This window comes from Micromonospora sp. RV43, assembly GCF_001029515.1.
GTDB classification, from domain to species: Bacteria; Actinomycetota; Actinomycetes; order Mycobacteriales; family Micromonosporaceae; genus Micromonospora; species Micromonospora aurantiaca.
The window spans coordinates 30,303-43,377 of sequence record NZ_LEKG01000041.1 but is presented as its reverse complement, the minus strand read 5'-3'; the positions used below and the strand labels follow the sequence as shown (position 1 = coordinate 43,377).

The following is a 13,075-nucleotide window of genomic DNA, read 5'->3' as shown; positions in this document are numbered from 1 at the left end:
GGGCCGAGTTGCCCGCTGACGAGGCCGCGACCGTCTCCCGTGCCGTGTTGCAGACCCTCGCCGACCGGATCACCGCGGACGAGACGACGGACCTGGCCGCGCAGCTGCCGGACGACGTGGGCGGCTATCTGGAGCCCGCCGGCACCGCCACCACCGGTGGCGCTGTCGACTTCCTGTACCGCGTGGCCGAACGCGCGGCGGTGGACCCGGCGGTCGCCGAGGTGGGTGCCGTCGCGGTGCTCGCGACGCTGCGCGACACGGTGACGGTGGGGGAGTTTCACGACCTCGTCGCGCAGCTCCCGAAGGGCTTCGACGCCATGGTGGACCCCATCCCACGACCGCCGTACGATGTCTGAGCAGGCTCCCCGCGATCCGGGTCGAGCTGCGGCACCGAGGCCGTCGCGGCGAAAGATTCCACGGCCTGGAAGTATTTTCACCGTAAAATAATTTGTCGGTTGTCACGTACGCTGAAAAACGTCTACGCGCTAGAGGGATGATCGGACGAATTCCTCCGTCCGAGGTTCCAAGGTGCCGTCCCCTCTTCGGCTCAAGCCTCATCGCCGCTCTTCCGGCGCACGGATCGAGCCATATTCTGCTTCCAATGTGAAGTCCTGGGGGGGATCAATGATCACATTCGTCGATTGCTGCCTGCCTGCCCTCTGTGGAGCGCAACCCGCTTCCTGACATGGCAGAGACGATGATCATCAATCGTTTCGGCGCGATCTCGGCGGTACACGGCGGACGTCCGGCACTTCTCGGTGAGACCCACGAGGTCACCTACACCGAGCTGGCCGGATCGGCCGGCGGGCACGCTGCCGTGTTCGCCGCCGCGGGCCTGCGCGCCGGAGACCGGATCGCGCTGCTCACCGCACACGGTGCGCCCACCGTGGCGGCGATGCTCGGTGCCCTCGCGACCGGATGCGCGTACGTTCCGCTGGACCCGGGCTTCCCGGTCGCGCGGCTGCGCCACATGGTCGACGCCGCCGGGGTCACCGCGGTGGCCTGCGCCGCCGAGCACCGCGACCTGGCGTCCGCACTGGCCGCCGGGCGCCCGGTCGTAGCGCTGGACGAGGCGCCGCCGGCCCCGCTGCGCCCGGTCGCGGCCGACCCGGACGCGCTGGCGTACGTGCTGTTCACCTCCGGCTCGACCGGAGTACCCAAGGCGGTCGGACAGACCCACCGCAACCTGGCCCACGTCGTCGACAACCAGATCGCCGCGCTCGGCGTCGGCCCGGACGACCGGCTCAGCCTGCTCGCGTCGTTCAGCTTCGACGCCGCCATCCCCGACCTCTACCCGGCGCTGCTCACCGGCGCCGCAGTCGTACCGGTCGACCTGCGCCGCCAAGGGCTGGCGCACGCCGTCGACCAGCTCGACCGGCACCGCGCCACGGTGCTGCACTGCACGCCCACCGTCTACCGCTTCCTGCTCGACACGCTCGGCGCGCGCCGGCTGCCCACGGTGCGGGCGGTGCTGCTCGGCGGCGAGCAGGCCACCTGGGCCGACGCGGCCCGCGGCCGGGACCGCTTCGCCCCGGGCTGCGTGCTCGTCAACGGCTACGGCGCCACCGAGATGACGTTCGCCGCCCGGCATGTGCAGCAGCTGTCCGAGGTGGACCCTGATGCCCGCGGGCCGCTGCCGGTGGGTGTCGCGTTCCCCGGCTACCGGCTGGACCTCGCCCCGGACACCGGCGAGATCGTGGTCCGCAGCCGCCACCTCGCCCCCGGCTACCTCAACCAGGACAGCGACCGGTTCGGCGTCGACGCCGACGGGCTGCTGTCGTACCGCACCGGTGACCTGGGCCGGCTGCTGCCCGGCGGGGAACTGGTCTGCCTCGGCCGGCTCGACCGGCAGGTCAAGGTACGCGGGCACCGGGTCGAGCTGACCGAGATCGAAGCGGTGCTGTCCGCCCAGCCCGGCGTGGCGGGCGTGCGCGCGATCGTGCGCGACGGCGAGCTGCTCGCGTACGCCCGCCCGGCCGGCGCCTGCCCGGACCCGGCGGCGCTGCGCGCGGCGCTGACCGCCGCGCTGCCCGACTACGCCGTGCCCCGCGCGGTGATGGTGGTCGACGAGTTCCCGCTCACCGTCACCGGCAAGGTCGACGAGCGGGCGCTGCCCGACCCGGTCACCGAGGTGCCCGCCGAGGAGGCCCCGGCCACCGACACCGAACGCGCCGTGCACGACATCTGGTGCGCGGTGCTGGGCCGCGACGCGGTCGCCCGCACCGCCAGCTTCTTCGACGTGGGCGGGCAGTCGCTGCTGCTGGGCCAGGTGCAGCAGCGCCTCGCCGAGCGGTTCGGCGTACGCCTGCCGATGCTGCGCCTGTTCGACCATCCGACCGTCGCCACCCAGGCGGCGCTGCTCGACGCCCCGCCCGAGGCCGTCCGCGCCCCGGTGCTGCCCGCGCCCGCCGCGCCGGTGCGCGCCGCACGCGAGTACACCGGCGACGAGATCGCCGTGGTCGGCGTCGCCGGGCGGTTCCCCGGCGCGCCCGACGTGGCCACGTTCTGGTGGAACCTGTGCACCGGCGTCGACTCGGTGCACGACCACACCGACGAGGAGCTGGCCGCGCTCGGTGTCGGCCCCGCTCTGCGCGCGGACCCCCGGCACGTCCGCGCCACCGGCCGACTCGACGGGGTGGCCGACTTCGACGCCGACTTCTTCGGCTTCGGCGCCGACGAGGCCGCCCGTACCGACCCGCAGCACCGGCTGTTCCTGGAGACCGCCTGGGAGGCGCTGGAGGACGCCGGGCACGACCCGGCGCGCTTCCCCGGGTTGGTCGGCGTCTACGCCGCCACCTCGGCCAACCGCTACTTCCTGTTCCACCTCATGGACAACCCGGCGGTGGTCGGCGACGTCGACCCGGACGACTGGGAGGCCCGGCTCGTCGGCCGCCAGTTCACCGACCACCTGCCCGGTCAGGTGGCCTACCGGCTCGGCCTGACCGGCCCGGCGATGGCCGTGCAGAGTGCCTGCTCCAGCTCGCTCGTCGCGGTGTGCGTGGCCGCGCAGAGCCTCGCCGACTACCAGTGCGACCTGGCGCTGGCCGGCGGGTCGACGGTGATGTGGCCCCGGAACCGGGCGGGCGGGCTCGCCTCGCCCGACGGCCGGTGCCGGGCCTTCGACGAGGCCGCCGCCGGCTCCGGCTTCGGCTCCGGCGCGGGCGTGGTCGCGTTGCGCCGGCTCTCCGACGCGCAGGCCGACGGCGACCGCATCTACGCGATCCTGCCGGGCTGGGCGGTCACCAACGACGGCCCGGACCGGGCCGGCTTCGCCGTACCCGGCCCGGCCGGCCAGGCCGCCGCCGTCGCGAACGCGCTCGCCACCGCCGAGGTCGCACCCGGCGAGGTCCGCTTCGTCGAGGGCCACGGCAGCGGTACGCCACTCGGCGACGCCATCGAGGTCGCCGCGCTGCACGAGGTGTACGCGGGCGCCGCGCCCGCCGAGTCCACAGCGCTCGGCTCGGTGAAGACCAACATCGGTCACCTCGACGCCGCGGCCGGCATCGCCGGGCTGATCAAGACGGTGCTGGCCGTCCGGCACGGGGTGATCCCGCCGAACCTGCACTTCACCCGCCCGCACCCGGAGATCGACCTGGCCGCCGGACCCTTCTACGTGCCCACCAAGGCGCGGGACTGGCCGGACGACGCGCGCCGGGTCGCCGGAGTGAGCGCGTTCGGCCTGGGCGGCACCAACGCGCACGTCGTGGTGGAACAGCCGCCGCCCGCCGAGCCGGCCGACCCGCCCGGCGGGGGACCGTGGCTGCTGCCGGTCTCCGCGCGTACCCCGGCGGCGCTGCGGGCCGCGCTGGCCCGCCTGCGCAGCCACCTCGCCGGGGCCGCCCCGGCACTGTCCGACGTGGCCGCCACGCTGGCGCTGGGCCGGCGGGCGTTCGCCCACCGGGCGGCGGTGGTCGCCGCCGACCTGCCGGCCGCGCTCTCCGCGCTGGACGTGCTGCTGGACACCGGCGCCCGCATCGCCGGTGACGGCGGCCCGCTGCGCGAGACGGCCGCCGAGTGGGTCGCCGGGCGCGACGTCGACTGGCACGCGCTGCACCCCGAGGGCACGGTCCGGCGCACCGGACTGCCCACCTACCCGTTCCAGCGCCGCCGGCACTGGATCGACCCCGTGCAGAAAGGTCCGCGGTGAACTGGTTCGTCTCCGCCGGAAGCCGACCCGAGGCGCCGGTGCGGTTGTTCTGCCTGCCCTACGCCGGAGCGGGCGCCAGCGCGTTCCGGCGCTGGGCGGCCGAGTTCGGTCCGAGCGTCGACGTGGTGCCGGTGCAACTGCCCGGCCGGGAGAACCGGATCACCGAGGACCCGCGCTTCAGCGTCGCCGAGGTGGCCGACGCCATCGCCTCCCGTGCCGACCGCCCGTACGCGATCTACGGCCACTCGATGGGCGGACGGCTCGGCTTCGACGTGGTCCGTGAGCTGCGCCGCACCGGCCGCCCGCTGCCGCTGCGGCTCTACGTCGGCGGCGCGCGCGCCCCGCACGTCGCCACGCCCGGCCCGTTCGACGGGCTGTCCCGGGCCGGCGACGACGAGCTGCTGCGCCGCCTCGGCGAGGGCGGCGGCCTGCCCGCCGAACTGCTCGACCACCCCGAGCTGGTGGAACTGCTGCTGCCGCTGCTGCGCGCCGACTTCGGCCGGGTCGACGACTACCGCCACGTGCCGGGCGAGCCGCTGCCGGTGCCGATCGTCGTGTTCGCCGGCCGCACCGACCGGGCGGTCAGCCGGGAGCAGAGCGCCGCCTGGGCCGAGCACACCGCGGCCGGGTTCACCCTGCACGAGCTGGACGGCGGGCACTTCTTCCTGCACGACCGGCTGACCGAGCTGGTCGCGCTGATCCGGGCCGACCTGACCGCCGCGTCCACCGACACCCGCCCCGGCACGCCGGACGCGGGTCCGGACCCGGTGCGCGCCGCCGGTCGCGGGACCGCCGGCGCCGCGCACCGGGTTCCGCTCGGCGGCACCGGCTGGTCGGTGTGGCGCGACGCGATGCTGCGGACCACCGGTTTCCCGGCCGACGGGCTGGAGCTGTTCACCGCGCCCCGGGCCGCCGCGGCGGCCGACGAGCTGCTGGCCACCGGCGCCGGTGAGGACCGGTTCACCAAGGAGTTCGAGGAGGCGCTGCGCGCCGGCGCGCAGCGGTTCAGCGAGCTGGCCGCCGACCCGCTGCTGCGCGAGGCGGTCACCTGGCAGAACCGGGGCGCGCTGGTGGCGTTCGACGGGCTGGTGCGCGGCGGCGCCGACGCGGCCCGCAACGTGCGCCGCCGCGACCGGGAACGGGCGCTGCTGAAGTACTGGCAGCGCTACTGCGGCAAGAACGAGACTGTGGGCTTCTTCGGCCCCAGCTGCTGGGTCACTGTCGATCCCGCGCAGCCGGAAGTTGCCCGAGTCAACCCCGGCGACAGCCTGACCCGGCGGCGCTGGGTGTGGTTCGAGTCGTGGGCGCTGTCCGCGTACGCCGAACGGATCGGCGCGGACCTGGCGGTGCGGCGGTGGTGGCCGCCGATGCTGCGGGCCCACCTGGCCGTCCGGGACCGCGACGTGCTGCGGCCCGGCCGCCCGCCGCTGACACTGACCCCGGTCGAGGCCGCGCTGCTTCGTGCGGCCGACGGCCGGCGCGCCGCCGCCGACCTGGTCGCCGACCCGGCGATCGGGCTGCGCCGCCCGGAGGACGGCTACGCGCTGCTCGACCGGCTGGTCGAACGGGAACTGATCACCTGGGACGCGGCCCTGCCGGTGAGCCCGGACGCTGAGCGGGTGCTGGCCGACCGCATCGACGCGATCGGCGACGACCCGGCCCGCGTCGCCGCCCGCGCCGGGTTCGACCGGCTGCGCGCCGCCCGCGACGACGTCGCCGCCGCGGCAGGCGACGCGGACCGGCTGCGGACCGCCCTGGACGCCCTGGACGCCACGTTCACCGAGCTGACCGGCGTGCCCGCGGTGCGCCGGGCCGGACAGATGTACGCCGGCCGCACGGTCTGCTACGAGGACAGCGCCCGGGACCTGGACGTGGTGTTCGGCGCGCCGCTGCTGGCCGAGCTGGCCGCCCCGCTGGACGTGCTGCTGCGCGCCGCCCGCTGGCTCGCCAACGCGCTCGCCCGCGCCTACCTGGACGTGCTGCGCGGCCTGTACGAGGAGCTGCGCGCCGAGTCCCGCGGCCCGGTGCCGCTGGCCGACCTGTGGTTTCTGGCCCAGGGGATGTTCTGGGGCGACGGGGACCGGCCGGTCGACGCGGTGGCGGCGGACTTCGCGGCCCGGTGGGCCGGACTGTTCGGCCTGGACACGCTGCCCGCCGGCACCACCGACGTACGGCTGCGCGCGGCTGACCTCGCCGGCCGGATCGACGCCGTGTTCCCCGGCGACGGTCCGGGGTGGTCCAACGCCGCCATGCACAGCCCCGACCTGCAGGTCTGTGCCACCGACGCGGACGCGCTGCGGCGCGGCGACTACACGGTGGTGCTCGGTGAGCTGCACGCCGCCTGGTCGTCGTTCGACTGCGCGGTGTTCACCCCGTCGCACCCGGACGTGGAGCGGCTACGCGACGCGCTCGCGGTGGACATGGGGCAGCGGCGGGTGCGGCTGCTGTTCCCGGCCGACTGGCCGCGGCGCACCAGCCGTACCGCCGAGTCGCTGACCGGCCCGACCGACCGGCACCTGGCGTTCCTCGACGCCCCGGGCGCCGACCCGGCCCGCGTGCTGCCCACAGTCGACCTGGTCGTCGAGGAGGTGGACGGCGAGCTGGTCGCCACCGCCTCGGACGGGCAGCGCTGGCCGCTCGTCGAGGTCTTCGCCGAGCCGCTCAGCGCGCACGCCGTGGACGGGTTCAAGCTGGTCGCCGCCGCGCCGTACACGCCCCGGATCACCGTGGACCGGCTGGTGCTGGCCCGGCAGACGTGGCGGACCACGGTGGGCGAGAGCGGCCTCGCCGTGCCCGACGGCGAGCGGGACCGCTTCCTCGCCGTCCGGGACTGGCGGCGCCGCCTCGGCCTGCCCGAGCAGGTGTACGTCAAGCTCGGCACCGAGACCAAGCCGTGCTTCGTGGACCTGTCCGCGCCGGCGTTCGCCACCACGCTGTGCGCGATGGTGCGCGCCGCCCGGGTCGACGGCGGCGACGACGTGTCGTTCACTGTGAGCGAGATGCTGCCCGCACCGGAGCAGGCGTGGGTGCCCGACGGGCAGGGCCGCCGCTACTTCAGCGAGCTGCGCCTGCACATCACCGACGCCCGGCGGGAGGACCACCGGTGAGCCATCTGCTGCCCCTGGGCGACACCGGCTGGTCGGTGTGGCGGGACGTGGTCCTGCGTACCGCCGGTTTCCCGGCCGCCGGGCTGGACCGGTTCGCCGCGCCGGACTGCGCCGCCGCCGCGGACGCGCTGCTCGCCGGCGACACCGGCCCCGAGGTGTTCGGCAAGGCGCTGGGCGACGCGTTCGCCGAGTCCTCCGCGGTGGCCGGCGAGCTGGCCGCCGACCCGCTGCTGCGCGAGGCGGTGACCTGGCAGAACCCGGACATGCTCATCGCGCTGGACGGGCTGCTGCGCACCGACCCGCAGGTCCGCAACGTCCGCCGCCGCAAGCGCGAGCTGAGCCTGCTGCGCTACTGGCAGCGCTACTGCGGCAAGGCCGAGACGATCGGCTTCTTCGGCCCGGTCTGCTGGGGCACGTTCGACGCCACCCGGCCCGGCGTGCACACCGCGCCCGGCGCCGCGCTGGTGCACCGGCGGCGGGTGTACTTCGAGGCGTGGGCGCTCATCGCGTACGCCGACCGGCTCGCCGACGACCTCGCGGTCCGCCGCTGGTGGGCACCCGCCCTGCAACCGCACCTGACCGTCGCCGGACGGGAACTGCGGGCGCCGCTGCACCCGCCGATCGCGTTGACCCCGGTCGAGGCGCTGCTGCTCGGCGCCTGCGACGGGCGGACCCCGGCGCTGGAGCTGGCGCACCGGCTCTGCGACGCCGGTGAGGTGCACAGTCCCGACGACGTCTACCTGCTGCTGGACCGGTGGGTGGAGCGCGGGCGGCTCAGCTGGGGCGCCAACCTGCCGATCGCGCCCGACGCCGAGCAGGTGCTCGCCGCGCGGATCGCCGCGATCGGCGACGAGCCGGTCCGTGCCGCGACGGCGGCCGAGTTCGGCCGGCTCCGCGCCGCCCGTGACGAGGTGACCGCCGCGGCCGGCGACCCGGACCGGCTCGGTGCCGCGCTCGCCGCGCTCAACGCCGAGTTCACCGCCGTCACCGGCCGCCCGGCCACCCGGCACAGCGGTCAGATGTACGCCGCCCGCACGGTCTGCTACGAGGAGACCGCCCGCGACCTGGAGTTCCGGATCGGGTCGGCGGTGATCGACGCGCTGGCCGAGCCGATGGCGGTGGTGCTGCGTACCGCCCGCTGGTTCACCACCGAGGTCGCCGCCCGCTGCGGCGAACTCTTCACCGAGCTGCACGAGGAACTGGCCGCCGACGGCCCGGTGCGGCTGGCCGACCTGTGGCTGCTGGCCCAGGGCACGCTCGTGGCCCCGGACGGCCCGATCGGCCGGGCCGGCGCCACGCTCACCGCGCGCTGGGCCGAGCTGTTCGGCCTGGCCGACCTGCCCGAGGGGCAGGCGGAGCTGCGGCTGCGCGCCGCGGACCTGACCGAACGGGCCCGGGAACTCTTCCCGGCCGAGCGGCCCGGCTGGCCGTCGGCCCGGCTGCACAACCCGGACGTGCAGCTCAGTGCGGCCTCGCCGGAGGCCGTCGAGCGCGGCGACTTCCTGCTGGTGCTCGGTGAGCTGCACCCGGCCTCGGTCGCGTTCGACAGCGCGGTGCTCAGCCCGTTCCACCCGGACCCGGCCGCGCTGCGCGCCGACCTCGACGCCGACCTGGGTCCGGTCCGGCTGCGGGTGCTCTGGCCGGACAGCTTCCCCCGCCGCACCACCCGCACCACGTACGCGCTGACCGGCCCGGCGGACCGCCAGCTCGGCATCGACACCGCGCACGGCGCCGACGTGGACCGCCTGGTTCCGGCCACCGCCGTGGTGGTCGAACGCACCGGGGACCAGCTCACCGCGGTCTTCCCCGACGGCGCCCGCTGGCCGCTGATGGAGGTGTTCGCCACGCTGCTCGGCTCGCTGCTGCTGGACGCGTTCAAGCTGCTCGGCGCCGCCGCGTACACGCCCCGCATCACCATCGACCGGCTGGTCGTGGCCCGGCGTACCTGGCGTACCACGGCCGGGGCGTGCGGGCTGGGCGGCCACGCCGACGAGACCGCCCGCTACCTGGCGGTACGCCGCTGGCGCGCCGGGACCGGCCTGCCCGAGCGGGTGTTCGTCAAGGTCGGCACCGAGATCAAGCCCTGCTACGTGGACCTGACCGGCCCGCTGTACGCGCAGTCGCTGTGCGCGATGGTCGACGCCGCGCTGCGTACCGGCCCGGACGTGCCGGTGTTGGTCTCCGAACTGCTGCCCGCACCCACCGAGGCGTGGGTGCCCGACGCCCGGGGGCGCAATTACGTCAGCGAACTGCGCCTCCAGATCACCGACCCGGCCGAGCAGCTTGGAGCACTCCGGTGACCGACACCCTGACCGTCAGCGCCGTCCACGGCCCGGACCTGCCGTGGCCGGACGCCACCCTGGCCGACCTGGTCACCGCGCAGGCGGCCCGTACCCCGGACGCGGTGGCGGTGCGCCAGTGGGACACCCGGCTCACCTACCGGCAGCTCGTCGACCGGGCCGCCGGGGTGGCCGCCGCGCTGCGCGAGCACGGCGTCGGCCGGGGCGACCGGGTCGGCGTGTGCGGCGCGCGCACCCCCGACCTGGTGGTCACCGTGGTGGGCGTGCTGCTCGCCGGCGCCGCGTACGTGCCGCTGGAGCCGGGCGGCCCCCTGGCCCGGCTGCGCGGGATCGCCCGCGACGCGGGCGTACGCGTGGTGGTCGGTGACGCGGCGGCGGCCGAGTTCGGCGACGAGCCCGGCGTGACGGCGCTCGGCCTGCCCGGCCCGGCCCCGCTCGCGCCCTGCCCGGCCCGCCCCGGCGACCCGGCGTACGTGCTGTTCACCTCCGGTTCCACCGGCCGCCCGAAGGGCGTGCTGACCACCCACCGCAACGCCGTCGAGTTCGTCACCGGCGTGAGCGCGCTGACCGGCGCCGACGCGTCGGTCCGCAGCCTCGGCATCGCCTCGCTCGGCTTCGACGCGGCCACCATGGACCTGTTCGTGCCGCTCACGCTCGGCGGCGCGGTGCAGCTGCTCGGCGCCGACGACCGGGCCGACCCGGTACGGCTGGCCCGGTTCGTAGCCGAGCACGAGGTCACCTGGGGCTTCATCACCCCGACCGTGCTGTCGCTGCTGGACCCGGCCGGGTTCCCGTCGTGGCGGGTGCTGCTCTGCGGCGGCGAGGCGGTCCCGGCCGAGCTGGCCGCCCGCTGGGCGCCCGGCCGGCGGTTCCTCAACGGCTACGGCCCGACCGAGACCACCGTGCTGGCGGTTACCTGCGACCTCACCCCGGCCGACACCGACCCGATGCCGATCGGCCGGCCGCTGCCCAACCACCGGGCGTACGTGGTCGACGCCGACCTGCGTGCGGTGCCGGCGGGGGAGACCGGCGAACTGCTGATCGGCGGGCCCGGCCTGGCCGACGGCTACCTCAACCGGCCCGGCCTGACCGCCGAGCGGTTCGTGCCCGACCCGTTCGGCGACGTCCCCGGCGAGCGGCTCTACCGCACCGGTGACCTGGTCCGGCAGGGCCCGGACGGCCGGATCGTCTACCTCGGCCGCGCCGACCGCCAGGTGAAGGTCCGCGGCCAGCGCATCGAGCTGGGCGAGATCGAGGCGGTGCTCGCCGCCCACCCGGGCGTCGAGCGCGTCGCGGTGGAGGCGGTACCCGGCCCGGCCGGCGCCGAGCTGGTCGCGTTCCTCACCCCGGCCGGCGCGCCCGACGACGACGAGCTGCGGGCGTACGCCGCGACGCGGCTGACCACCGCGATGCTGCCGGCCCGGACGGTGCGGCTGGACGCGCTGCCGGTCAGCGCGACCACCGGCAAGCTGGACCGGCCGGCGCTGCGCGAGCTGGCCGCGGCCACCCCGGCCGCCGTGGCCGACGCGTCCGCCGACGACGACCCGGTGACGGCGGCGGTCCGGCGCGTCTGGACCCGGCTGCTCGGCGCCGCGCCCGCCCCGGACAGCGACTTCCTCGCCGCCGGCGGCAACTCCGTCGCCGCGATGCGGCTGGTCGCCGCGCTGCGCGCGGAGCTGGGCCGGCAGGTGGACACGCGGGTGCTGTTCGCCGACCGCACGTTCGCCGCGCTCGTGGACCGGGTCCGCGCCGCCGACCCCGCCGACGCCGACGGGCTCACCACAGGCAATCCGCCGACGCTGTCCCCGCCGCAGCGGCGGCTGTGGTTCATGGACCAGCTCGCCCCGTCCAGCGCGCCGTACAACATCGCCGTCGCGCACCGGCTGCGCGGGCCGCTGGACGTCACCGCGCTCGGCGCCGCGCTGCGGGCCGTGGCGGAACGGCACGACGTGCTGCGCTGGCGCATCCCGCAGAACGGCGGGGTGCCGTACGCGGTCCGCGAGGAACCCACCGACGTGGCGGTGCCGGTGGTCGACCTGACCGGCGCCGCCGACCCGGACGCCGAACTGGCCGGCATGCTCGCGGCCGGAGCCGGGCACGCGTTCGACCTGGCCACCGGCCCGCCCTGGCAGGTGACCGTGTTCCGGCTCGCCGCCGAGGAGCACGTGCTCGCGGTGACCGTGCACCACGCGGTCTTCGACGGCTGGTCCGAGGCGCTGCTCTACGACGAGCTGGCGCTCGCGTACGCCCGCGCGCTCGGCCGGTCGGTGCCGGGCCGCCCGCCGCTGCCCGCCACGTACGCCGACTACGCGGTGTGGCGCGCCGACCGGGACCGGCGCCGGGGCGAGACGGACCTGGCCTGGTGGACCGCGCACCTGGCCGGCGCGCCGACGGTGCTGGACCTGCCCCGCGACCGTCCCCGCCCGGCCGTGCAGACGTACGCCGGCGCGGAGGCCGCGGTACGGCTGGACGAGACCGCCGACCGGGCCGTGCGCGACCTGGCCGCGACGCGCGGCAGCACTGTCGCGGCGGTGCTGCTGGCCGCGTTCGGCGAACTGCTGCGGCGCGTCACCGGCGGCGACGAGCACGTGCTCGGCGCGATCGTCGCCGACCGGCGGCTGGCCGCGTTCGACGAGGTGATCGGGTTCTTCATCGACACCGTGCCGGTGCGGGTCCGCTCCGGCGGCGCGAGCTTCGCCGAGCAGGTCGACCGGGCCGCCGCCGAACTGCACGAGGTCACCGCCCACCCGGGCGCGCCACTGGAACGCATCGTCGAGGCGCTCGGCGTGGGCCGGGACACCTCCCGCGCCCCGCTGGTGCAGGTGCTGTTCAACGTGCTCAACTTCGTCGCGCCCCGGCTGACGCTGACCGGCCTGGCCGTCGAGCCGGTGCCGGTACCGAAGCCCGGGTCGCCGTTCGACCTGACCGTCTACGTGGTGGAGCGCGACGGGCGGGCCGGCGTCGAGGTGGTGCACAACCCGGACCTGTTCGAGGGCGAGCGGATCGAAGCGCTGCTGGCCGACCTGGCCGCCCTGGTCGGCGCGCTCGCCGCCGACCCGGACGCCCCGGCCGCCGAGGTCGCGCCCGAGCTGCCCCGCCCGGCGGTACGGGTCGCGGCGCTCGGCGCGATGAGCGTCGCCACCGCCGAACCGGCCCGCGCGCCGCTGCCCGCCGGGTCGGACGCGCTCACCGCGACCGAGGAGCTGATCGCCGGGATCTGGCGCGACGTGCTCGGCCGCGACGCGGTCGGCGTGAGCGACAACTTCTTCGACATCGGCGGCCACTCGATGGCCCTGGCCGCCGTGCACGCCCGCCTCACCGAGGCCACCGGCCGCTCGATCACCATGCTCGACCTGTTCCGCCACCCGACCGTACGGGCGCTCGCCGCCAGCCTCGACGGGGCCGCCGACCGGCCGGAACTGGCCCGCGCCGCGATGCGCGCCGCCGCCCGGCGGGGCCGCGCCCGCCGTACCCCGCCACCACGCCGACCTCACCCGTGACGCGATCCCTTGTGAATGAAG

5 protein-coding genes are annotated in these 13,075 nt (G+C 76.2%); all 5 read left to right on the top strand.

Going from position 1 to position 13,075, the window contains the following annotated elements:
- A partial coding sequence (locus ABD52_RS13070; protein ID WP_047891980.1) for a DUF2267 domain-containing protein occupies window positions 1-356 on the top strand: 356 nt, incomplete at its 5' end.
- 329 nt (window positions 357-685) lie between these two features.
- Window positions 686-4,147 carry an AMP-binding protein gene (locus tag ABD52_RS13065; RefSeq protein WP_047891977.1) on the top strand — a complete coding sequence of 1,154 codons (3,462 nt, stop codon included), beginning with the start codon at window positions 686-688 and terminating at the stop codon, window positions 4,145-4,147.
- Entirely contained in the window at window positions 4,144-7,254 is a 3,111-nt protein-coding gene (locus ABD52_RS13060; RefSeq protein ID WP_047891976.1) for a thioesterase domain-containing protein, read from the top strand. Before ABD52_RS13065 ends, ABD52_RS13060 begins: the two co-directional genes overlap by 4 nt.
- On the top strand, window positions 7,251-9,554 hold the full coding sequence (locus ABD52_RS13055; RefSeq protein WP_047891975.1) for a lantibiotic dehydratase: 2,304 nt from the start codon (window positions 7,251-7,253) through the stop codon (window positions 9,552-9,554). Before ABD52_RS13060 ends, ABD52_RS13055 begins: the two co-directional genes overlap by 4 nt.
- Window positions 9,551-13,054 (top strand): non-ribosomal peptide synthetase, encoded by a 3,504-nt coding sequence (locus ABD52_RS13050; protein WP_047891974.1) that lies wholly within the window; start codon window positions 9,551-9,553, stop codon window positions 13,052-13,054. The genes ABD52_RS13055 and ABD52_RS13050 overlap by 4 nt, the downstream gene beginning before the upstream one ends.
- The last annotated feature ends 21 nt before the right edge of the window (window positions 13,055-13,075 follow it).

Excerpts from the sequence above, each read along its gene's own strand:
- ABD52_RS13065 (WP_047891977.1), top strand. The coding sequence starts at position 686 with ATGGCAGAGACGATGATCATCAATCGTTTCGGCGCGATCTCGGCGGTA.